The 21,641-nt window shown below is 57.9% G+C and carries 21 protein-coding genes; 2 read left to right on the top strand and 19 right to left on the bottom strand.

Features of this window, described 5'->3' with window-relative positions; translation table 11 throughout:
• Positions 1 to 13: 13 nt before the first annotated feature.
• The 4 genes from UN63_RS04785 to UN63_RS04800 form a co-directional block, all read right to left on the bottom strand.
• Positions 14 to 757, bottom strand: coding sequence for an ABC transporter substrate-binding protein (locus UN63_RS04785; protein ID WP_104485646.1), 744 nt, complete (start codon positions 755 to 757; stop codon positions 14 to 16).
• Positions 758 to 1,314: 557 nt separating this feature from the next.
• On the bottom strand, positions 1,315 to 2,898 hold the full coding sequence (gene gshA, locus UN63_RS04790) for a glutamate--cysteine ligase (protein ID WP_104485647.1): 1,584 nt from the start codon (positions 2,896 to 2,898) through the stop codon (positions 1,315 to 1,317).
• Between the two features lie 73 nt (positions 2,899 to 2,971).
• The gene (locus UN63_RS04795; RefSeq protein ID WP_104485648.1) at positions 2,972 to 5,779 is read right to left on the bottom strand and encodes a M16 family metallopeptidase; all 2,808 of its coding nucleotides are present in this window, start codon (positions 5,777 to 5,779) and stop codon (positions 2,972 to 2,974) included.
• A gap of 47 nt (positions 5,780 to 5,826) precedes the next feature.
• Positions 5,827 to 6,759 (bottom strand): NADP-dependent oxidoreductase, encoded by a 933-nt coding sequence (locus tag UN63_RS04800; RefSeq protein WP_104485649.1) that lies wholly within the window; start codon positions 6,757 to 6,759, stop codon positions 5,827 to 5,829.
• Between the two features lie 163 nt (positions 6,760 to 6,922).
• Here UN63_RS04800 and UN63_RS04805 point away from each other — a divergent pair, with 163 nt between their 5' ends.
• Entirely contained in the window at positions 6,923 to 7,090 is a 168-nt protein-coding gene (locus tag UN63_RS04805) for a hypothetical protein (RefSeq protein WP_104485760.1), read from the top strand.
• A 78-nt stretch (positions 7,091 to 7,168) separates the two neighbouring features.
• Here the strand turns inward: UN63_RS04805 and UN63_RS04810 are convergent, their stop codons facing one another.
• From UN63_RS04810 to UN63_RS04880, 14 genes are all read right to left on the bottom strand, one after another.
• Complete coding sequence (locus UN63_RS04810) at positions 7,169 to 7,906, bottom strand: ferredoxin--NADP reductase (RefSeq protein ID WP_104485650.1); 738 nt, start codon at positions 7,904 to 7,906, stop codon at positions 7,169 to 7,171.
• Between the two features lie 95 nt (positions 7,907 to 8,001).
• On the bottom strand, positions 8,002 to 8,451 hold the full coding sequence (gene rplI / locus UN63_RS04815; RefSeq protein WP_104485651.1) for a 50S ribosomal protein L9: 450 nt from the start codon (positions 8,449 to 8,451) through the stop codon (positions 8,002 to 8,004).
• Positions 8,452 to 8,490: 39 nt separating this feature from the next.
• Entirely contained in the window at positions 8,491 to 8,718 is a 228-nt protein-coding gene (rpsR, locus tag UN63_RS04820; protein ID WP_104485652.1) for a 30S ribosomal protein S18, read from the bottom strand.
• A gap of 27 nt (positions 8,719 to 8,745) precedes the next feature.
• Complete coding sequence (rpsF, locus tag UN63_RS04825; protein ID WP_104485653.1) at positions 8,746 to 9,114, bottom strand: 30S ribosomal protein S6; 369 nt, start codon at positions 9,112 to 9,114, stop codon at positions 8,746 to 8,748.
• A gap of 316 nt (positions 9,115 to 9,430) precedes the next feature.
• Positions 9,431 to 10,282, bottom strand: coding sequence for a DMT family transporter (locus tag UN63_RS04835; protein ID WP_229793446.1), 852 nt, complete (start codon positions 10,280 to 10,282; stop codon positions 9,431 to 9,433).
• Positions 10,283 to 10,382: 100 nt separating this feature from the next.
• Complete coding sequence (gene rlmB, locus UN63_RS04840; RefSeq protein ID WP_104485656.1) at positions 10,383 to 11,120, bottom strand: 23S rRNA (guanosine(2251)-2'-O)-methyltransferase RlmB; 738 nt, start codon at positions 11,118 to 11,120, stop codon at positions 10,383 to 10,385.
• A gap of 116 nt (positions 11,121 to 11,236) precedes the next feature.
• Complete coding sequence (gene rnr / locus UN63_RS04845; RefSeq protein WP_104485657.1) at positions 11,237 to 13,585, bottom strand: ribonuclease R; 2,349 nt, start codon at positions 13,583 to 13,585, stop codon at positions 11,237 to 11,239.
• Positions 13,586 to 13,715: 130 nt separating this feature from the next.
• Entirely contained in the window at positions 13,716 to 14,225 is a 510-nt protein-coding gene (gene luxS / locus UN63_RS04850; RefSeq protein ID WP_104485658.1) for an S-ribosylhomocysteine lyase, read from the bottom strand.
• Between the two features lie 137 nt (positions 14,226 to 14,362).
• On the bottom strand, positions 14,363 to 14,701 hold the full coding sequence (glnB, locus tag UN63_RS04855; RefSeq protein ID WP_104485659.1) for a nitrogen regulatory protein P-II: 339 nt from the start codon (positions 14,699 to 14,701) through the stop codon (positions 14,363 to 14,365).
• 10 nt (positions 14,702 to 14,711) lie between these two features.
• The gene (locus UN63_RS04860) at positions 14,712 to 16,331 is read right to left on the bottom strand and encodes an NAD+ synthase (RefSeq protein WP_104485660.1); all 1,620 of its coding nucleotides are present in this window, start codon (positions 16,329 to 16,331) and stop codon (positions 14,712 to 14,714) included.
• A gap of 79 nt (positions 16,332 to 16,410) precedes the next feature.
• On the bottom strand, positions 16,411 to 18,504 hold the full coding sequence (locus UN63_RS04865; RefSeq protein WP_104485661.1) for a prepilin-type N-terminal cleavage/methylation domain-containing protein: 2,094 nt from the start codon (positions 18,502 to 18,504) through the stop codon (positions 16,411 to 16,413).
• A gap of 11 nt (positions 18,505 to 18,515) precedes the next feature.
• Entirely contained in the window at positions 18,516 to 19,670 is a 1,155-nt protein-coding gene (locus UN63_RS04870; RefSeq protein WP_104485662.1) for a PilX N-terminal domain-containing pilus assembly protein, read from the bottom strand.
• 2 nt (positions 19,671 to 19,672) lie between these two features.
• A complete protein-coding gene (locus UN63_RS04875; protein WP_104485663.1) occupies positions 19,673 to 20,338 on the bottom strand; it encodes a PilW family protein in 666 nt (221 codons plus the stop codon).
• The gene (locus UN63_RS04880; RefSeq protein WP_104485664.1) at positions 20,332 to 20,811 is read right to left on the bottom strand and encodes a GspH/FimT family pseudopilin; all 480 of its coding nucleotides are present in this window, start codon (positions 20,809 to 20,811) and stop codon (positions 20,332 to 20,334) included. The genes UN63_RS04875 and UN63_RS04880 overlap by 7 nt, the downstream gene beginning before the upstream one ends.
• A 92-nt stretch (positions 20,812 to 20,903) precedes the next feature.
• Here UN63_RS04880 and UN63_RS04885 point away from each other — a divergent pair, with 92 nt between their 5' ends.
• A complete protein-coding gene (locus tag UN63_RS04885) occupies positions 20,904 to 21,302 on the top strand; it encodes a type IV pilin protein (protein WP_104485665.1) in 399 nt (132 codons plus the stop codon).
• A gap of 154 nt (positions 21,303 to 21,456) precedes the next feature.
• On the opposite strand, the gene UN63_RS17390 is transcribed toward UN63_RS04885, so the two are convergent.
• A complete protein-coding gene (locus UN63_RS17390) occupies positions 21,457 to 21,582 on the bottom strand; it encodes a hypothetical protein (protein ID WP_268244976.1) in 126 nt (41 codons plus the stop codon).
• Positions 21,583 to 21,641: the final 59 nt, after the last annotated feature.

Genomic DNA, 21,641 nt, shown 5'->3' on the forward strand with positions numbered 1-21,641 from the left:
TTTTTGTTGGCTTTCATATCGATTCCAGGTAGTGCAGCGAGCGCACTCCGTACCAGCACATGGGCTCGCCGTCGATCAATACCGCATCCAGCTTCAGCTCTGCTCTGGTCTGTTCCAGCTTGCCGGCGAAGGGATAGGGTTCGCTGGAGCACAGCAGCACCGGGTTCTGCTCGCGAATCCATTCTTCATCTAATGAGGGGTAGCGATCGTCGAAGGTGAGCACCTTGTCGGCAAAACCCAGGTGTTCGAATACGGAATAAATAAAGGTATCGCGGCCCACACTCATGAACGGCTTGCGCCAGATCAGGTAAAGCCACGTTCGCTGGTCATTCAACACCGAGGTCGACGAAGCAAAGTCACCGGATAACAGCGGTAATACCTCGGGCGAGCATTGTTTTTTTTCGGCCAGCACCGCCTGATAGCGCACACTCAGGTCCAGCAAGGCGTCTGAACACAGCTGTTGCGACAACAGCCTGAGCGCCTGTGGCATGTCGTGCACCGATTTCACATCGGTGGCGAAATAGGGAAAGGGGCAGGTTTGCGCCATTTCCAGGGTGTTTTCTTCTTTATCGAAAATCACCATATCCGGCGCCAGCGCCGCAACCTTGCTCCACTGCACATCCTTGGTACCGCCGACGACAGCTAACGAGGCCACCTTGTCGGCCGGATGCACGCAATATCGGGTACGCCCCACTACATTAACGCCACACTCGATCAGGGTTTCGGTCCAAGACGGAACCAGACACACCACTCTCATCACGTTTCCTTATTTTCAACCCAATTCCATTAAGTATCTGATCAGATTTTGAGGAGGAGTTCCAGAGGCAACAGAGCCGCCTCCCTCGACACGCTACGAGTACATCCATGTAAGCTCGGAAATGCCATCTGACCGCCAGGGAGGGCGGGAATGCCGGAATGGCAGGAGCATTTTCCGACCATGGCATTTCACGGTCGTGGGAGGCGTTCTCTGTTGCCTCTTTTGAACACCGAGTTACCCGCAGACAGTGCCAACAGGCGACTCTGTAGCATCAAAGAGGGCAAAGGGATCTGCTCCGCCGACCATCACATGACAGGGCCAACAAAGGCTCCTGCAATGCTGGCACTCCCGCCTTCCATGGCGGTCGGACGTCATGTGCTGAGCGTCACAGGGAAGTGCTTGAGCGGGTCGTCGGAGCGGGCCCTTTGTCCGACATTGATACAGAAATTAAATAGAGCATTTGTTTCATGTGATCGGTTCTAAACCCTATGAGGGGGAAGCATAAAAACTCACCCCTCACCCCTCACCCCTCACCCCTCACCCCTCACCCAGGTTACTTATTGACCAAAGTAATTCTGCAGGAATTCGTCGAAGCCGATGGTATCGGACTGCTCTATCTTGCGCTGACGCATCTCGGAACGGGCGCCTTCTTCGTCGAAGTAGCTGTCTTCCCAGTAGCGCGGGCGGCTTTGCTGCAACTGCTGATGGTAGCGCTTCGACAGGGCCAGACCGAAGGGCAGTATGTCCTGACCACTCTGTTGCAGCTCGTTGAGCACCCGGGCCGACAGGGTCAGGCTCGGGTCCTGAATCGCCGCCAGCTGTTGTGCATGAGCCTTGCCGTAACAGCCCCGGCCACAGCAGGCATCCAGCAGCGCCGCTACGTCTTTCAGCTCGCCGAAATAACGTTCGCCCAACGCCTTGAGCGTGAGGGTCTCGCCGCCGAACACTTCCAGCTCCAGGCCGGGTTTGCGCCCTTCCAGCACCACCTTGTTGAAGTTGCGCCGGTTGAGGGCAATCTCGTCTTCCGTCAGCGGGGCCGACGGCGTCAGCAGGCACCAGAGCAGGAAGGTATCGAGGAAGCGGATCTGGCCCGCATCTATGCCCACCGCCGAGAAAGGGTTCACATCGACCGAACGTACTTCGATATACTCGATGCCCCGGGTGGCCAGGGCTTCCGACGGCTTTTCGCCGCTTTCGGCGGTGCGCTTGGGCCGGATCGGTGCATAGAGTTCGTTTTCTATCTGCAGCACATTGTCGTTGAGCTGACGGTATTCCCCGTCCACCTTGACGCCGATTTTGGCAAATTCCGCCGCATGGGTGCCGATGGCCCGACGCAGCGAAGCGACGTATTCATCCAGGCTGCTCAGCGAGATATTGAGCCCGGCCTGGGCGTTGTTGGTATAGCCCAGATCCGACAGCCGCAGCGAGGTGGCATAAGGCAGATAGAGGGTACCCTTGCCGAGGCGCTCGAACGGCAGCTGATGATCGCGCCCGGCGAGGAAAGACCCGCACAGCGCCGGCGAGGCGCCGAACAGATAGGGAATCAGCCAGCCGAAGCGATAGACGTTGCGGATCAGCCCCAGATACTTGTCGGAGACAAAGTCCTGCAGAAAATCGTTGTTGCCTTCCTGCAGATGCCATTCACTCCAGAAGCTGTCGGGCATGGAGAAGTTGAAGTGCACCCCGGAAATTACCTGCATCCGGCTGCCGTAGCGATGGTGCAGCCCCTGTCGATAAAGGGTTTTCATGCGGCCCACATTGGAGCTGCCGTACTGAGCCAGCGGAATATGATCATCCCCCTTGAGCAGACAGGGCATGCTCAGCGGCCACAACTGCTCTTCGCCCAGGTGGCGCATCGTATAGCCGTGAATGTCACCCAGCTGCGCCAGCAGTATCTCCACCGAATCCGACACCGGGGTGATGAACTCCATCAGGGATTCGGAAAAATCGGTGGTGATGTTGGCGTGGGTCAGGGCCGAGCCCAGTACCTCGGGGTGGCCGGTCTGGGCCAGGTGACCGGCCGGCGTGATGCGCAGGCTTTCGCGCTCTATGCCACGACGAATACCCTTGATGGCGGGCAGACGCATCGGCGTTTGCCAGGCCTGGAGTCGTTCGGCCAGTGTTAATGTTGTTTTGGTCATTATTGGTTACTCTTTGGCACGGGATAACCATTCCCCTGAGGAGAAAAGTTATCCCGCGAGAGGCCTGGCCTCGTTACTCAATGGTAAAGTCGTGTACCGGAAGATGGAGCTGCGACAGCGATTTTTCAAGCTTTTCCTTGTCGCCGACCACCACTACCACCATGTCATCGGGATCCAGCCACTGCTCGGCGAGCTCGGTCAGCGCCTTGCTGTCGATATCGGCCACAATCTGCTGTTGTTCGTCGAGGTAATCCGGCGACAACTGCATCATCGCCAGCTGCAGCAGAAAACCCGCCTTGTTGCCCAGGGTTTCGTAAGACAGAGCGTCCTGCTGGGAATAGCTGCTGCGCAGATAGCTCAGCTCCTCCTGGCTCGGGCCCTGCTCCCGGAAACGACTGAACTCCGACAGAATGTTCTCGATGGCCGGTACCGTAGCGTCGCCACGCACATCGGTGGCCACTACAAACACGCCCGCATCACGGTTGCCGGTGAAGTAGGAATTGGCACCATAGGTGAAACCCTTGTCTTCACGCAGGTTTTGGTTGATGCGGCTGTTGAAGTTGCCGCCCAGGTTGAAGTTCATCAGGTTGGCATGAAAGAAGGGGCCGGTGGCATCCAGCGACAGGGCACGCCGACCGATGCGCAGCACCGACTGCACGGCGCCGGGTACATCCACCACATAAATGCCCGCCTCCGCCGGTTGCGGCTGAACATTAACCTCGGGCACGGTCGGCGCCTCACCCTGCCAGCGAGTCAAAAAGCCAAACGCTTCCCTGGCCTGCCCGGGCTCCAAATCGCCGGCCACCAGCACATGACCATTGGCCGGGTTGTAATAACGGTGATAGTAATCACGCACCTGCTGCAGCGTAATGGCGCTGATTTGCTCGGCCCGCCCCTCGTCCGGCAAGCCCATGCGGGTATTACCGTACATCAGCTGACGAAACGCATGCTGGGCCAGCCAGGCGGGCTGGTGCCGGTTTTGTGCCATGGACTCCAGCAATCGGGATTTGACCTGCTCGAAGTCCTGCTCACGCAGGCCCGGATGAAACAGCAGCTCTTCTACCAAGGCCAGGGTTTGCGGCAGGGTCTCGGTCATGCTGGTGATTTCAATCAGGTTGGTATAGAAACCGCTGCGCACGCTGATGCTGGCGCCGAGTCGCTCCAGCGCTTCGCTGAAGGCGCCGGCCTTGAGCCGCTCCGAGCCCTGATTCATCATCGCCGCCGTCAGGGTAGCCAGCCCTATGTCATCCGGGCTTTCGGCCCGCTGGCCGCCGGGCAGCGCCAGGATCACCGATACCGCCGGTATCTCGTCGTTGACCGTGCCCAACAGCTGAATATTGTCACCCAGGGTGTCTTGCCACAGCGGCGGTACCTTGATTTGCACCGGCTGTGCCGCGGTCGGCATCTGGCTGCGATCGAAGTTGTCTTCTACCTTGCGATCCGGCAATGACGCGAGCTGCTCATCGGAGGCCGGCAAGGTCCGCTCGGCCACCTCAAAGTTGGGCTCGGCAGCCTGCCAGTCGTCTTTACCGGTCGGTACCACGCTCAGGGCCGCCACCGGGCTACTTTGCAGATAACGGCGATACACCGCCGTCACCTGTTCTGGCGTGGTCTCGGCCAGCTGACGCCAGGCGTTGATCGCATAGAGTGGATCGTTTTTCAGCACCTGACCCAACGCCAGTTGCCGGGACTTGCCCTTGGTGCTGTCGAGCCCGAGGATCAGCTCGGCACGCAGTTCGGTCACCGCCTTTTCAACGTCACCGCCGGCAATGCCGCGTTCGGCAAGTTCAGCCACAATACGGTCGATATCCTGCTTGAGTGGCGTCAGGGAGCCGTCTTTAGACGGATTGCTGTAGGCCCAGACGCTCAGGGTACAGGCCAGCTCGGCACAGTAATGGCTGGCCCCGGCGCTGACGGCCTTGCCGGTTTCAACCAGCTGCTGATACAGCAGTGAGCTTTTACCGCCGCCCAGCACATTGGCCAGCACATCCAGCGCCGCCTCATCCTGGTGGCCCAGGTAAACGGTGGGGTAAGACAAATACAGCATCGGCATGCGAATGCGCGAGTCCACCAGGGTCTGGTAGCGATTCTGTTCGAGTCGGGCCGGTTGCGGCTCGGCCGAGGTCACCTCGGGCCCGGCAGGAATGGGCCCGAAATACTTCTCCACCCAGGCCAGGGTCTGCTCGGTCTCGAAGTCACCGGAGATCACCAGGGTGGCATTATTAGGGCCATACCAGCGTTTGAAAAACGTCTTGAGATTATCCACATTGACCCGGTCCAGGTCTTCCACATAGCCGATGGGTTGCCAGCTATAGGGATGATCCCGCGGATAGAGCAGTTCGCCCATGCGCTCGCCCACCAAGCCATAAGGCTGGTTGTCGATACGCTGGGCGCGTTCGTTCTTGACTGTGTCACGCTGAATTTCAAACTTGCGCTGACTCACCGCTTCCAGCAGAAACCCCATGCGATCCGCTTCCAGCCACAGCATCTTTTCCAGATGATTGGCGGGTACCGTCTCGAAGTAATTGGTTCTGTCCTGATTGGTGGTGCCGTTCATGGTGCCACCGGCCTCGTTGACCAGGCGAAAGTGTTCCTGATCGCCCACATGCTTGGAGCCCTGAAACATCATGTGCTCGAAGAAGTGGGCAAAGCCGGTCTGACCCGGCTCTTCCCGGGCCGAACCAACGTGGTAGGTCATCTCCACATGCACCAGTGGATCGGACTTGTCGGCATTAAGCAGCACCGTCAGACCATTATCGAGCCGATACATCCGATAGGGGATCACCAGACCGTCTTCGGCCTGCTCCACTTCCTGAACCAACACCGGAGCAGCCGGCGCCATCAAGGGGCACAACAGCAATAACAGGGACCAATACTTCATGGGGTTTCCTTATATCAAGTCGTTAGGGCCTGTTGACCCTAGGCCGGTTATCCCTGCAGAAGTATCTTGCCGCGGGTATGACCGGTTTCAATCTGGCGATGGGCCGCCGCACCCTCGGCCAGCGGATAAACATGGCTCACTTCTACCCTCAGGCGCCGCTCGGCCACCGCCTTGACCAAGAGTGCCAGTTGCTGGTTATCCTGATGCTTGAGCATACCGGTCGCCGTCAGGCCCAGCGGCTGGGCCGCGGCAATCACCTCATCGGCGGTAATGGTCGGCACAGTGACCACCCGGCCACCGGATTTAACATGAGACAGGAGTGAACATCCGGAAGTTCCGCCCACCAGGTCGAAGAATAAATCCACCGGCGCCATGGCCGTCAAAGCGGCTTCATCGCGGTAGTCGATCACCTCATCGGCACCAAGGTCATGCAGAAAGTCATGGTTGCCGGGCGAGCCCAACGCCACCACGGTAGCACCCAGCCCCTTGGCCAGCTGTACCGCCAGGTGACCCACGCCCCCGGCGGCGGCGGAAATCAGCACCCGTTCACCGGCCTTGAGGCCGCCGTGCTCGGTCAGCCCCTGCCAGGCGGTCGTGCCGGCCAGCGACAGGCCGGCAGCCATCTTGTCGGTCACACCGGCAGGCACCGGCAGCAAGGCATCGGCCGATACCACCAGCTGCTCGCTGTAGCCACCACCGGGCAGCAAACCAAACACCCGGTCACTCGGGGCATAATCACCGACATCCGCACCCACTTCCAGCACGGTACCCATGACTTCAAAACCCGGAGACCAGGGCAGTTTGTCCTTGATGGCCTGAGCACCCCAGCCGAGACCGGCCCGGGTTTTGGCATCCACCGGGTTCACCCCGGCATAGTGCATCTGCACCCGGATTTGATCGGCGGCCAGCGCCGGGCTGCTCGCCTCGGCCAGCACCAGCTGACTCGCATCACCAAAGGCCTTGATGACCAATTGCTTCATGTCTCACTCCTTGTCCATTATTGATAAGCGATGACTCAGCTCGCAACATAGCACGGCTTCAGCTGACCCTGAATGATAATTGGCTCAATGATGCCCTCGTTGATACAGTGCAATGATGAATGCGCATTTTTCCAGCCCGTCATCGTTCTATAAGGCCTTTGCCATGACTCGATTGTTCTTGTTACCCCTGCTTCCGGCCCTGTTCTGGTACCTGTTTTTACTCTACAGCCGCATTCCCATCAAACAGGGCGCCCGGGTGTTTTACTGGATTATCGGCCTAGGCTGGGGACTAGCGGCTTTTCTGAGCCTGATGATGGTACTGACCCGTTAAAACAACCTCGGGATTGGGGATTCGGGATTGGGGAATTAGCAACCCCAGTCCCTATTCCCCAGTCCCGAATCCCTTCTTTTACCAGTAGTTTTCCATCAGGATCTGACCGGGTTTGCGCCGCAGGTGTTTCGTAAGCCCCTTGTGTTTGAGCTCGGTGATGGTATCGCGCACCATTTGCGGGTTACCGCACAGCAGCACCCGGCTGTGTTCGGGGGTTAACGTCAGGCCCACTCTTTGTTCCAGGCTGCCATCGGCAATGGCATGGGTGATGCGGCCCGACTCGGCGTCGGCCACGGTTTCTCGGGAGACGAAGGGCACATAATGAAAACGGGGCTGGTCTTGCGTCAGCTCGGCTATCTGCTCCCGGTAGCCCAGCTCTTCGCCCAGGCGCACCCCGTGCACCAGCACGATATGGTCAAACTGCTGCCAGCAGCTGCCTTCCGCCAGCATGGAGACAAAAGGCCCCACGCCGGTGCCGGTAGCCATCAGCCACAAGTCACGGCCCGACGGCACTTCATCCAGGGTCAGAAAGCCGGCCGCCGTGCGCTGTACCAACAGTTCGTCTCCCACATCGAGCCCGGCCAGATAAGGCGTGAGCTGGCCTTCGGGAATAGTAACCAGATAGAATTCGCAGTCTTGCCCCGGCGGATTGACGTAGGAATAGGCCCGGGCCACTTTTTTATCTTCGCCATGCCAGGCCAGCTTGGTGAACTGTCCGGCCTTGAAAAGCTCGACATCGGCGTCCACCACCAGAGAAAACAAGGTATCCGACCATTGTTTGCGGGCCTTGACCCGGCCTGTTATCCAGTCTGCCATCTAGCGCTCTCCCTTAGACTTTCTCCCACTGTAGCCTTATTGCAGGCAATAAAAAACCCGCGACAAGCGCGGGCTTTTTTAACGAGCGGCCTGATTTAGGCAGCAACGACCTGAATAGTAACGGTCGCTTTAACGTCGGCGTGCAGCTGCACACCCACTTCAAACTCGCCTACATTACGCAGAACGCCTTCGTACAGGCGAACTTCGCTCTTGGCAACAGCAACACCGGCAGCGGTGATGGCGTCGGCCACGTCGCGGGCACCGATGGAGCCGAACAGCTTACCTTCGTCACCGGACTTGGATGCGATAACCACGTTTTCCAGACCAGACAGCTGGTCGGCACGGGCTTGCGCAGCAGCCAGTTGCTCGGCCAGTTTGGCTTCCAGTTCAGCGCGGCGAGCTTCGAAAGTCGCTACGTTGTCTTTGGAGGCCAGAACGGCTTTGCCCTGGGGCAGCAGGTAGTTACGAGCATAACCGGATTTAACGGTTACCTGGTCGCCCAGGCCGCCCAGTTTGGCGATTTTATCAAGCAGAATAACTTGCATTACCTTTCCTCTATAAATATTGGCGAGTTAGGCCGCTGCTTACTTGTGCAGATCGGTGTAAGGCAGCAGAGCCAGGTAACGAGCGCGTTTGATCGCACGAGCCAGCTGACGCTGAAACTTAGCGCAGGTGCCGGTGATGCGGCTCGGTACAATTTTACCGGATTCGGTAACGTAGTTTTTCAGGGTTACGATGTCTTTGTAATCGATCTCGGTTACACCATCAGCGGTGAAACGGCAGAACTTACGACGACGGAAAAAACGTGCCATGATTCTATTCCTCAGCTAAAACGTGGATTACTCTGCAGCTTCTGCACGAGCGTCGTCACGACGGGGTTGACGCTCTTCTCTGACCTTGGCCATTTCAGAAGGCTCAGTGACCGCATGCTTGGTGCGCATAATCATGTTACGCAGCACGGCATCGTTGAAGCGGAAGTTAGTTTCCAGCTCATCGATAACAGCCTGGTCAGCTTCTACGTTCATCAGAACATAGTGGGCTTTGTGCAGCTTGTTGATCGGGTAAGCCAGTTGGCGACGGCCCCAGTCTTCCATGCGGTGAACTTGACCGCCTGAAGTGGTGATGGCGCCAGTGTAGCGCTCGATCATGCCGGGAACCTGTTCACTCTGGTCAGGGTGAACCATAAATACGATTTCGTAATGACGCACGGATTGCTCCTTACGGGTTAATAGCCTCTGCGTGGGCTCAGTCACACCATCGGAGGCAAGGAACTTGTAGCTAAAAACGACTGATTTTAAGGTCGCGTAGTGTAAGGGATAACCAATCGGGCGGCAAGAAATTAAATGCTGGGGAATGGGAATGGGGAATGGGAATGGGGAATGGGAATGGGGAATGGGGAATGGGGAATGGGGAATGGGGAATGGGGAATGGGGAATGGGGAATGGGGAATGGGGAATGGGGAATGGGGAATGGGGAATGGGGAATGGGGAATGGGGAGATTTTACCAATCCCTATTCCCGGCTTTTACCGCAAGCGCCGTTGCAGGCCGATGGCGATGATCACCACGGCGGCGCCGAGGTAGACGTTGAGGTCCGGAAACTCCGCAAACAGCACCATGCCCATCAGGGTGACGAAGATAAGTCCCGAATATTCGCTGGCGGCAATCTTGCTGGCATCGGCCATGGCATAGGCCAGAATGCAGATACCCTGATAGATGATGCCGACAAGGCTGGCTCCAATCAGCAAGAGCCACACCTCTCCTGCCACCGGCTGCCAACCGGGCAAGGCCAGGGCAAAGCTCACCGGTATTGCCAGCGCCTGGGTCAGAAACAGCGTCGCCAGCACAGAGCGCCCCTGCGGCAGCTTGCGCACCAGCACGTTGCTGGCTGCCATGGAAAAGGCGGTCAGCAGCGCCAGCCAGCCGGCCCAGTGCCATTCTGCCGGGTTCAGCACAATCAAGATGCCGCCGAAGCCGAGCAGACTGACCCCGTAGGCGGCCAGCCGCACCTGCTCCTTGATGATCAGCGCCGCCAGCGGCAGCGTCATCAGCGGGGCGGCATAAAATACCGCGTTGGCGGTGGCCAGCGGCAGGTAAATCAGGCTGATGAAGACACAGGCCGAACCCATCAGCAGCAGGTGACCACGCAGCAGGTGGATTTTCCACTGGCCCCAGCCCTTCTTCTCTCGCGGCAGGCGCCACCAGAATGGCAACAGCAAAGCCGAGGTCATCAGGAAGCGCAGCGCCACATACTGATAGGGTGTCGCCTCGGTCTGGCCCAGCAATTTGACCAGCACATCGCCGAAGGAAATCAGCAGGTTGCCCAACACCAGCAGCAGTATCGCCAGCATCTGTCGGTCGGCCGCCATCCGAGCCATTATGCCCTGCATATTCACGCCTTGCTCCTCACGCTCAACGCCTCACCTCATCCCACCCATGTTGGGATTCGCTTCGCTCATCACCAACCTACTTCACGTATCACTGGCCGCGCTGACGCACCATTTCGAACAGGCAGACGCCGGTGGCGACCGAGACGTTCAGGCTGGACACGGATCCGCCCATGGGAATGCTGACCAGCTCGTCACAATGTTCACGCGTCAGGCGGCGCATGCCCTTGTCTTCGGCGCCCATCACCAGCGCCAGGGCGCCGCTGAACTTGGCCTGATACAGGCTGTGATCCGCCTCACCGGCGGTGCCGACTACCCAGATGCCCTTGTCTTGTAGCTGACGCAGGGTGCGTGACAGATTAGTCACCTGAAACAGCGGTACCACTTCGGCGGCGCCACAGGCCACCTTGCGGACCACAGGGCCCAGGCTGGCTGACTTGTCTTTGGGTACGATAACGCCATGCACACCGGCCGCGTCGGCAGTACGCAGGCAGGCACCCAGGTTGTGCGGGTCGGTCACGCCGTCCAGCACCAGCAGCAAGGGGCAGTCTTCTGCCGCGAGCAGCGCGTCCAGATCCGTCTCGTTCAGTACCGGCTGGGCCTTGACCTTGGCCACCACACCCTGATGCTGACCACCCTTGGCCTTGTTGTCCAGGGCCGAGCGACTCGCCGGCTGGGCCTTGACACCCACGGCCAGCAGACGGGCCTGCAGTGCGTTCAGGCGCTCATCTTCGCGGCCCTTGAGCAGCCACACTTCCAATACCTGTTCCGGATGGGTTTCCAGCAGGGCATCGAGGGCGTGAATGCCAAAAATCAGTTCATTACTCATTTAAATTCTCGGGATTAGGGGATTAGGGAATTGGGGAGTTGGGGAATTGGGGAATGGGGAATGGAGCGGGGTGAGTTCACCAGTCCCTGCTCCCTATTCCCTATTCCCTGGTTTAATTAACGACGCTTTCTGCCGCCCTTGGGCTTGTTACCGGCCTTGCCTTCGGCCGGCTTGGCCTCGGGCTTGGCACCGCTTTTCGGCTTGGCGCCACTCTTCGGCTTCGCACGCTGGCGCGACTTCAGGTTCTTGGCTCCCTTGCCGGTTTTGGCACCGGCCGGCAGTGGCTCTTCCACGGTTTCGAAGTCGATCTTGCGATCGTCCAGGTTCACCGCCATCACCTTGACCTTGATCTTGTCACCCAGACGGTAGCGGCGACGGAAGTTCTCGCCGATCAGGGTCTGACGCGCCGGATCAAACTGGTAGTAATCGTTCTGCAGGCTGGAGATATGCACCAGACCGTCGATATGGATCTCGTCCAGCCGCACGAAGAAGCCGAAGCCGGTCACGTTGGCGATGGTGCCGCCAAATTCGCTACCCACATGATCCAGCATGTATTCGCACTTGAGCCAGTCGGCCACGTCGCGGGTCGCGTCATCGGCACGGCGCTCGGTCGTGGAGCAATGATCGCCCATGGGGGCGACTTCATCATACTGGTAAGGCACGCCGCCGCTCTTGCTGCCGCCGTCACCCTGTATCTTGCTCAGCTGGGCCTTGATGGCCCTGTGCAACACCAGATCCGGATAACGACGGATGGGCGAAGTAAAGTGGGCATAAGACTTCAGCGCCAGGCCGAAGTGGCCCATGTTGTCGGCCTGATAAATCGCCTGCTTCATGGAGCGCAGCAGCATGGTCTGGATCAGGCCCGCATCGGGTCTGTCCTTGATTTGCTCGGCCAGCAGGGCGTAATCCGCCGGCTCCGGCTCCAGGCCGCCTTTCAGCTCCAGACCCAGCTCGGCGAGAAAACTGCGGAAACCGGTCAGTTTCTCTTCACCCGGCTTGTCGTGCACCCGGAACAGGGTATGAGCCTCCTGCTTTTCGATAAAGCGGGCGGCCGCCACGTTGGCCATGATCATGCATTCTTCGATGATCTTGTGGGCGTCGTTACGCACCACGGGCACTATGCTCTCGATCTTGCGCTGAGGGTTGAATATAAAGCGGGTTTCTTCGCTTTCGAATTCCACCGCGCCACGCTGATGGCGCGCTTCTTTCATCGCCAGATAGAGCTGACCCAGGTTTTCCAGATGCGGCACCAGCGGAGCATAACGCTCGCGCAGGACCTCGTCTCCTTCCAGCATGGCCGCTACCTTGTTGTAGGTAAGACGGGCATGAGAGTTCATCACCGCTTCGTAGAACTTGAAGCCGGACAACTTGCCGGAGGCAGAAATGGTCATCTCCGCCACCATGCACAGTCGATCAACCTGCGGGTTGAGCGAGCACAGACCGTTAGACAACACCTCGGGCAGCATGGGGATCACCTGCTCGGGGAAGTAGACCGAGTTGCCACGCAGATAGCCTTCGTTATCCAGCGCCGTACCCGGGCGCACATAGTAGGACACGTCGGCGATGGCAACCCACAGCCGCCAGCCACCGGAGGTATTGGGCTGACAGTAAACCGCGTCATCAAAGTCGCGGGCGTCTTCACCATCGATGGTCACCAGCGGCAGATCACGCAGATCCTTTCGGCCCAGCTTGGCCTCTTCCGGCACCTGTTCGGTCAGCTTGGCAATCTCGTGCTTCACTTCTTCCGGCCACACATGGGGAATGCCGTGGGTACGCAGGGCGATGTCGATTTCCATGCCCGGATCCATGGTTTCACCCAGCACCTCGACCACTTTACCCACACCGGTCATGCGCTTGGTCGGACGCTGACTGATGGCAATCACCACCACCTGGCCCATGCGCGCACCCTTGGTCTCGCCCTGCGGGATCAGAATGTCCTGCGCGATGCGGCTATCGTCCGGCACCACGTAGCTGACGCCGTTTTCCACAAAATAGCGGCCAACCACTTCCAGGTCGCGGGATTCCAGCAAACGCACCACCCGCGCCTCTCGCCGGCCTTTGGAGTCGAAACGCAACGGCTGCACCAGCGCATGGTCGCCGTGCATCAGGGCGTCCATCTCACGCTGAGAGAGGAAAAGGTCGTCGCCGCCATCTTCCGGACGCAAGAAGCCGAAGCCTTCCCGGTGACCGATAACACGGCCCTTGATCAGGTTCAGCTTATCGGGCAGGGCGTAACACTTGTTACGGGTGAACACCAGCTGGCCGTCCCGCTCCATGGCGCGCAGGCGGCGACGCAGGGCTTCGGCCTGCTCTTCGCCGTCCAGTGCCAGCTCGGCAAAGACGTCATCCCGGGAAACCGGGCCCTGCTTGGCTTTAATGAGCTCGAGAATAAACTCCCGGCTGGGAATGGGGTTTTCGTATTTTTCGGCTTCCCGCTTCAGGAAGGGATCTTGTTGTTCTGACATAAAGTGGTCCATTTGAGCACTGTAATAAGGGAAGTATATCTAAAGGATAAGAATAACAAGTGACAAAGCGCCCGGTTAAGCCAGTGCTGCTTAAACGGGCGCTTTTGTCACGAGGGGAAGCCGCTTGTCATTACAGCGATTTCAGCATCTCTTCCGGCAACGCCAGCGTCTGATTGCTGTTCACACCGATACCGCGCTCGATAATATTGCGCGCTATGGCCTTGGCCTCGTCCAGCGAGTGCATCACGAAGGTGCCGCACTGATATTCGTTCAGCTCGGGGATCTGTGACTGGTTTTCCACCTTGAGCACATCTTCCATCGCCGCCTGCCACGCCGCCGCCACGCGCTGCTCGTCCGGCGCGCCTACCAGGCTCATGTAAAAACCGGTACGACAGCCCATGGGCGACAGATCGATAATTTCGACGCCGCCACCATTGAGATGATTACGCATAAAGCCGGCGAACAGGTGCTCCAGAGTATGGATGCCCTTCTCGGACAGGATTTCCTGGTTCGGCAGGCAGAAGCGCAAATCAAATACGGTAATGGTGTCGTTATGAGGCGTGGCCATGGTTTTGGCTACCCGCACCGCCGGTGCTTCCATTCGGGTATGGTCGACGGTAAAACTGTCCAGCAGTGGCATATGTTATTCCTTGATACGATGTTAATAGGCAATTGTGACAAAAAAGCCGGCCGGTTGAAACTGGGGATTGGTGATTGGGGACTAGGGATTGGGGAAGAGCACACCACTCCCCATTCCCTGCTCCCTATTCCCAGCCCTTAAACCGCTTCTTCGTTCTGTTCACCGGTGCGAATGCGGATCACCTGGCCCACATCGAGCACGAAGATTTTACCATCACCAATCTTGCCGGTGCGGGCGGTGTTTTCGATGGCTTCGATACAGGACTCAACCAGATCGTCCTGCACCACCAGTTCCAGCTTTACCTTGGGCAAAAAATCCACCATATACTCGGCACCGCGATACAGCTCGGTGTGGCCTTTCTGACGACCAAATCCTTTTACTTCCGATACCGTCATTCCGGTAATACCGCGTTCGGCCAGGGCTTCACGCACGTCATCCAGTTTAAAGGGTTTGATGATGGCTTCGATTTTTTTCATTGGTGGCTCCTTACCAATTTATTTTGCCAAAACCCGAGGTAATGGGGTAACGCCGGTCTTTGCCGAAGTTGCGCGGGGTGATCCGCGGCCCCACCGCACTCTGACGGCGTTTGTATTCGTTGATATCCACAAGCTTGATCACCCGGCGTACATCGGATTCATCGAAACCGGCCGCCAGTAGATCATCCAGCGATTGGTCCTGCTCCACATAGGCTTCGAGCATGGCATCCAGCACATCATACGGCGGCAGGCTGTCCTGGTCGAGCTGATCCGGCGCCAATTCAGCCGAGGGCGGCCGGTCTATGACCCGCTGCGGTATTACATAGCCCAGGGTGTTGCGATAACGGGACAGCTCGAACACCAGGGTCTTGGGCACATCCTTGATCGGCGCAAAGCCCCCGACCATGTCGCCGTAAAGGGTGCAGTAGCCCACCGCCACTTCGCTCTTGTTGCCGGTGGTCAGCACCAGGCGGCGACGCTTGTTGGACAGCGCCATCAGCAGCACGCCACGAGAGCGGGCCTGCAGGTTTTCTTCGGTGGTGTCTTTTTCGGTACCTTCGAACATGGGTGCCAGCTGGCCCATGAAGGCGTCGAACATCGGCTCTATGGACACGATGTCGAACTCAATCCCCAGCAGATCGGCCTCTTCCTGCGCGTCTTCCACGCTGATCGAGGCGGTATAGCGAAACGGCATCATCACCGCCTGCACCTTGTCCTTCCCTAAGGCATCCACGGCGATGGCCAGGGTCAGCGCCGAGTCGATACCGCCAGACAGCCCCAGCACGGCGCCGTTGAAGCCGTTCTTGTTGATGTAATCCCGGGTGGCCAGCACCAGCGCCTGATACACCTCGGCCAGTGGCTCGAGCGGTGCATTAACGCTAGCCTTCACCGGCGCCTTGTGCTCGATGCGCACCATTGCCAGTTCAGACTCGAAGGCCGCCAGATTCTGGGTCAGCTCGCCCTCGGCGTTGAATACCTTGGAGCGACCGTCGAACACCAGCTCGTCCTGTCCGCCTACCTGATTGAGGTAGACCAGCGGCAAGGCGTTTTCGCGGCTGCGCTGGGCCAGCAGGCTCTTGCGGATCCAGGCCTTGCCCCTGTGATAGGGCGAGGCGTTGAGGCTGAGCAGCAGCTCGGCCCCCGCCGTCTTGGCCGCCGCCGCCGGGCCGGCTTCCCAGACGTCTTCGCAGATCAGCAGGCCCAGCTTGTGGCCCTTGAACTCGACCACGCAACTCTCGTCGCCGGCGCTGAAATAGCGTTTTTCGTCGAACACGCCGTAGTTCGGCAGCAGCTGCTTGAAGTAGCGGCCCTGCAGCGTGCCCCGATAAAAGAAAGAGGCCGCGTTATAAAGCTTGCCGTCTTGCCGCCAGGGGTGGCCGACCACCAGGGCGGTGTTGGCGCTGGCCGCCGCAAGTTGTTCGAGGGCCGCATCGACTCGCAGATAAAGATCGTCACGAAATAACAGGTCTTCCGGCGGATAGCCGGTAATGGCCAGCTCGGGGAACAGCACCAGCTCGGCGCCCTCTTGCTCGGCGTCGGTGGCGGCGGCCAGCATGGCTTGAGTATTGGCTTCGATGGCGCCGACGGTCAGATTTAACTGGGCCAGCGCCAGGGTAAGATGTGAGGACATGGGTTTGTCTGTCGTTAAAATGGCAATAGCTGCATAGTAATGAAAGACAGGGGCCTTGTCAGGCCCCTGTGCGTTTGGGTTAGTTGCAGGGAGGCGGCAGGGTGGTGCCCTCCGGCTTGTTGATCACCGCCAGCACACAGCCACCGTCAATGGATTTCTTCCCGCCTTGGGTGGTGTTGGTTTGCTTATTCCAGGGGCTGGCGGGGAGCAGTTCATAACCGGTAGGAGCCGTAGCCGTCAGCGTGATTTGAGGTCCATTGTCCGCGTAACAGCTATAGAAAAGCGACAGGTTGCCTTTATTGGCGCCTTGCCCTGAAGTCTGGGTAGAACCACAACTGGTGGAAGGCCCGTTAGACTGAGTAAAGCTCACCTGTACCTGGCTTAACTGGGTGTCGCTGCATGTCTGCTCGGTCACCGTGGTGCCAACCGTCTCATAGGTGATACACCTTACCTGCCCGGTTATACTGACCTTGCCGGAAATCGATTGTACCGAGACATTCAGCGAAGAACTTTTGCGCTCTGTTGTTTCAGTTTCAAACGTAGACAGCGGCTTGAAAGAGGTGATGCCGCTGTTGCTGCGCCGTATGGTGGCGGTAATGGTGGCCAAAGACCCTTCCTGGAGGGCATTGATCAAGCCCCGGCTGTAAGTCCCATAGTATTGCTGGCTGCTGTCCACTATGGTCTGCACCGGCTCATCGGTCACGCTAATGTTGGCAGGGGTGTTACTCGTCCAGTTCGCCAACAGGGTCAGGTTGACGTCATAAAAAGGCACATATTTCAGTAAGTTGGCGGGCGTGGCATCGGGGTTGCCACCCATGACGTCATTCTTCAGATACTGGCGGTATTCCGGGGACACTATATCCACATAGATGCCCCTAGCCATCAGCTGATCCGGGCCGGGCGCAACCAACAGCATATTGGTCGTCAAGGGCGCTATGCTGTTAGTAGCAAGGTAAGTTGCAAAAGAGATGGGGGTAGAATAAGTCTGGTTATAATTACCCTCGGCCTTTACCTGACCGCGAATGTAATCGGTGACAATTTTTTTTACATAATCTTGATAGGCCGTCTGTACTCCGCTATTGGCAAAGATGCTGGCATCGAAGATATTAAACGCCACCAGATTCCAGTCGTTGGCCATTTCATAGAAGCCGTTAATCCGCACCATGCGGCAGGCTTCGACATAAGAGTTACCTAATGTAGTGGCCGATGTAAATTCATAAACCTTCGAACTATTTAGCGTAGCGTTGTAATGCCCGTGAGGAGTCAGCTTAATCGCATCATACCAGTGGCTGAACTTGTTATCCGGGCCATCGAAGTGATTGGCACAGCAGGTGGTACACAAGGGATCCTGACTCTGCTGCGGCACGCCGGTCACCTTGTTCGCCGTCCCCCCCTTGACCCAATATGAAAGCCCGGACACGACCGACCGCTTCGCTGGCAGCTCGGCGACCTTGCTGCTGCCGAGCGTACAGTTGCAGGAAACTGTCGTCATGTCCTGCACCTGAGATTTCTTGTTGCTGCTGTCATATGCATTGGTATTAAACGCCACCCTGAGACTGTCCGAGCTCCCCTGCTGGATCAGCTTGGGCAAGGGACGGCTGGTTTCCTGGGTAATGCCATCCCCCAGGGTGATGGGGATGACGTTAGGCACTGCGCCCGGTGTATGGGCTACCTCGGGGCCACCCAGTCCCAGGCCCCATGGACTATTGGGTCCACCATTACTACTGCCAAAAGGGCCACTCTCGACAGAAAGGCTGGGCGAAACCACCGAGCTGAGGGTAAAGCTTTGTGGCACTCCGGTATCGTTCCAGTCGACGGTGACCGCTACCTCTTTCTTGCCCGAGGGAATCCCGGTCGGTGGCGGCGTGGCCCACTGGGTATTGGCGGCATCCCAGCCATAATCGTCTACCGTCCAGTCGAGATCGTAGGTCACCCCATCCAGCTCCGTCGATTCGGTGCCTCCGGCGATATTCTGATATCCCTGCTTGTCCCGGAAATATCTGAGCTCGTCCAGCTTGGATTCGGCCAGCCGCAGGGCCACCTCCCGGCTGCGGCCATCCCGGCTGTATTCCAGATAATTCTTGTTCAGCTGCAGCAGCGAGCCCGCCGTGACCGCCACCACGATAAAGGCGATCAATACCTCGATCAGGCCAAATCCTTGTTGCCGTTTCATCCTGCCTCCTGCTACCAGTCTTTCCAGCTACCGGGAATGATATCAATAGAAATAAAGGGATTGCTGCTGCCGGTGCCCAGGCTGCTGTTAACGCAACCGCTGAGATCACAAATAATCCCTTCATCGTAGATAAACTTAAAGGTACCACCGGTCAGCTTGACTCCATTGTGGTTTGCCAACAAGCTGCCATAAACCGTGGCACCACCAGCGGCACTGAGGGTGTAATCGGGCTCGCTATCGGGATCGGAATCATAAGAAAACAGCAGACCATGGAAGACGCTGCCCCCATTCATCACCACGTTGGCGTCCTTGACCAGCAGGATAACAGGGCTGGTGGGGGAACCTACCGTGCCAAAAGTGCAGGTCCCCGACGAGCCTTCTACAATAAAAAAGCCGGCACCGCCGGTCAGCAGGGGATCCGTGCAACTGCTGACAATGGCGGTCGCCTTGGCATGAATATGCTCCCAGGCGGCGGCGGAGTCCGGCTCACCGAACACATAGTCGAACATATCGCTGGGAAAACCAGGGTCATTGGCGACGATATCGGTGCCGATAACAGGAGTGGACCCCTGATTGTAGCTATAGGCATTCTTGGTGGTACAGCCGTTCTCTTTATATTCCTCCATGCCACAGGTCTTCGCGTTACCGCCGATGTCTACCGTGTCTTTGCTCCATACGGAAACCGGCACCCCCTTGCCGCTGCCATTGGGATTGGCCACTATGGTAATGTTGCCGCTCAAGGGGGCGGTACCGTTAATCATCATGGGCGCCGCCGGACCCGAGTTATCAGGGTTGAGGATACCGCGCTCGGCCACCTGCATACTGATACGGGCCTGACCGCCGCCGGGCAGGGTGGCCACCGACAGAATATCGGTCACACCAGAGGTCGTCGCGTTAGGAGTCATGGTGACGCTGTAGCTCGCCTGGGCCGCCGAACTGTTCACGGTTCCCGAGGCGCCCGACGCCGTCGAGTCAACTTTGATCCAGGCAATGGCCTCGGCCACCCCCTTTTCGGCGGCGGCATACGCCACCCGGTACTCGATTTCGTTGAGCGCGATGCGCTTTTCCGACACCAGCGCCTTGCCGATAAACACCGATACCGACACCAGAATCGACACCAGCATCAGCGTGATGGTAAGGGTGGTAAATCCGTTTTCCCTGTTCATGGCTAGTACCCGTCGTTGCGTAGTTTTATCTGCCGCTGCAGGCTCATGGCCAGTGCCGGCCTGGTGGCATGAGAGGCGGAAATGGCCAGATCGATGGCGCGCATGCCGGTCGCGCTACTGCCGGAGGCCAGCGCAAAGCTCAGGTTGTCGATCAGCACTTCTTTTTCCGATATCAGTTTGCTGCCACCACTACAGTCGCTGCTGCCAAGCGCGCTGCTGGTCGGCTCCGTATAGCTGGTACTGACCTTCAGCGCCTTGTTGGCCGCATCATAGCCGTATATCCGTACCACAGACCCCGCCCCGGAAGGCGGATTAGGATCCCAGTATTTGATTCGGATACAGCCGGGAGCAGTAGCCCCCGAAGCGGTATAGAGATCCGCCGTGGTTGAAAATTGATACTTGGTCGACTTGGCCGAAGAGGAAGGCGTACCCGGTGCCATGTCTGCTGCCGCACTGGGGTGATAGCCTGCCCGCTGAATATCCCGCACCATGATATCGGTGATACTTTGCACATCCTGGTTGACGCGCGACAGCATCAGGGTGGTATTGCCGGACACCATGACGGTGGTAAACAAAGAGATGGCGCCCGCCACCACCACCAGACCCGCCACCAGCGAGACCAGCATTTCCATTACCGAAAAGCCGCTGTTTTTATACCGCTTCAGCATGCCGGCACTCCTATCAGTTGCTCATCAGTGCAGGTGCGGATACGGCCATAGCTGGAGGTAATAATCTTCATATTCTGCGCTCCGTTAGAAGCGAGAATAGTACCGCTGTCCAGCGTGTTCCGTCTGGGAGTGAAAGTGAGCTCAGTATAAGGAAACGTCAGGGTAATGGCCGGATAATCAATTGATTTGGCTTCATCAATGATACTACCGGTACAATCCGTAGAGTTTTTGATTTGATAGTTCCAGCTGGCAGTACCCGACCCACTGAAACAGACGGTAATGTCTTTATTACGCTTGATCGCCTCGCTGCGAGCCAGCTGCAAGTCCGCATAGATGGCCATGCCGGCGCTGCGCACCGTATTTTGATCGCGCAAGGTCTGAAAGCTGGGTACGGCAATGGCCAGCAAGACTGCCATTACCACCATGCCCATCAGCAATTCGATCAGAGTCAGCCCCGTCTGACGCTTGTTCATTGGCTTCCTCCCTGAAGACAAAATCCCGCGACAAAGCTGCCGACAGTGGTTAAGCTTGGTCGATATCTGGCGTTTAGACAAGGAATATCTGGATGCAAAAGAGTACCGGTTTTACCCTGATAGAACTGATGATAGTGGTGGGCATCGTTGCCATACTGTCCATGGTCGCCTATCCCTCCTTCACCGGCTATCTGTTGAAAAGCAAACGAATAGAAGCGATACAGAGCCTGTACAGCATGCAATTGAAGCAGGAAGACTGGCGTATCTCTCATGCCACCTATGCCACTACCAGTCAGGCGAGCGGCACCTTTCTCCCCACTCATGCCGATTACACCTTTAAAGTCAGTGGAGCCAGCGCCAGTAATTATGAGCTGATTGCCACTGCCAAGACCGGTTCCAGCCAGCTGAAAGACAAGGAAGGCAGTGTATCCTGCAGCCCGCTGACGCTGAGCAGGAATAACAGCAAGACACCGACGGCCTGCTGGCAATAATACCAAACAGCTTAAATAACTGATCTATTCGGTTGCTCTGTAAAGGTCGGACAAAGGGTCCGCTCCGCCGACTTGTAGTGGCGTGTCGAGGGAGGCGGCTGTGTTGCCTCTGATCTGAGGCCTTAATATGACCAGAACATTACTGGGATTGGTATCAGAAGTCACCGGCAACGCCGTACAGCACACCCTCCCCAGCACTCCCCTTGTCTTGCACCCCGCTGTCATTCCGACACACCGGGGTAAAGGGGAGGGAGCAGAGCGGCGCCAGTACTTCCCGCATACAAGAAGGCCTCCGATATCGGAGGCCTTTCGGTCAATCACATACTATGTCATGTCAGA

Origin of the sequence: Oceanisphaera arctica (genome assembly GCF_002936955.1) — a bacterium.
Taxonomy (GTDB): Bacteria; Pseudomonadota; Gammaproteobacteria; order Enterobacterales; family Aeromonadaceae; genus Oceanimonas; species Oceanimonas arctica.

Bases quoted from the DNA above. Each gene is read 5' to 3' on its own strand.
- UN63_RS04785 (WP_104485646.1), bottom strand. From the start codon at position 757: ATGAGAGTGGTGTGTCTGGTTCCGTCTTGGACCGAAACCCTGATCGAG.
- gshA (WP_104485647.1), bottom strand. From the start codon at position 2,898: ATGACCAAAACAACATTAACACTGGCCGAACGACTCCAGGCCTGGCAA.
- UN63_RS04795 (WP_104485648.1), bottom strand. From the start codon at position 5,779: ATGAAGTATTGGTCCCTGTTATTGCTGTTGTGCCCCTTGATGGCGCCG.
- UN63_RS04800 (WP_104485649.1), bottom strand. From the start codon at position 6,759: ATGAAGCAATTGGTCATCAAGGCCTTTGGTGATGCGAGTCAGCTGGTG.
- UN63_RS04805 (WP_104485760.1), top strand. From the start codon at position 6,923: ATGACTCGATTGTTCTTGTTACCCCTGCTTCCGGCCCTGTTCTGGTAC.
- UN63_RS04810 (WP_104485650.1), bottom strand. From the start codon at position 7,906: ATGGCAGACTGGATAACAGGCCGGGTCAAGGCCCGCAAACAATGGTCG.
- rplI (WP_104485651.1), bottom strand. From the start codon at position 8,451: ATGCAAGTTATTCTGCTTGATAAAATCGCCAAACTGGGCGGCCTGGGC.
- rpsR (WP_104485652.1), bottom strand. From the start codon at position 8,718: ATGGCACGTTTTTTCCGTCGTCGTAAGTTCTGCCGTTTCACCGCTGAT.
- UN63_RS04835 (WP_229793446.1), bottom strand. From the start codon at position 10,282: ATGGCTCGGATGGCGGCCGACCGACAGATGCTGGCGATACTGCTGCTG.
- rlmB (WP_104485656.1), bottom strand. From the start codon at position 11,120: ATGAGTAATGAACTGATTTTTGGCATTCACGCCCTCGATGCCCTGCTG.
- rnr (WP_104485657.1), bottom strand. From the start codon at position 13,585: ATGTCAGAACAACAAGATCCCTTCCTGAAGCGGGAAGCCGAAAAATAC.
- luxS (WP_104485658.1), bottom strand. From the start codon at position 14,225: ATGCCACTGCTGGACAGTTTTACCGTCGACCATACCCGAATGGAAGCA.
- glnB (WP_104485659.1), bottom strand. From the start codon at position 14,701: ATGAAAAAAATCGAAGCCATCATCAAACCCTTTAAACTGGATGACGTG.
- UN63_RS04860 (WP_104485660.1), bottom strand. From the start codon at position 16,331: ATGTCCTCACATCTTACCCTGGCGCTGGCCCAGTTAAATCTGACCGTC.
- UN63_RS04865 (WP_104485661.1), bottom strand. From the start codon at position 18,504: ATGAAACGGCAACAAGGATTTGGCCTGATCGAGGTATTGATCGCCTTT.
- UN63_RS04870 (WP_104485662.1), bottom strand. From the start codon at position 19,670: ATGAACAGGGAAAACGGATTTACCACCCTTACCATCACGCTGATGCTG.
- UN63_RS04875 (WP_104485663.1), bottom strand. From the start codon at position 20,338: ATGCTGAAGCGGTATAAAAACAGCGGCTTTTCGGTAATGGAAATGCTG.
- UN63_RS04880 (WP_104485664.1), bottom strand. From the start codon at position 20,811: ATGAACAAGCGTCAGACGGGGCTGACTCTGATCGAATTGCTGATGGGC.
- UN63_RS04885 (WP_104485665.1), top strand. From the start codon at position 20,904: ATGCAAAAGAGTACCGGTTTTACCCTGATAGAACTGATGATAGTGGTG.
- UN63_RS17390 (WP_268244976.1), bottom strand. From the start codon at position 21,582: ATGCGGGAAGTACTGGCGCCGCTCTGCTCCCTCCCCTTTACCCCGGTG.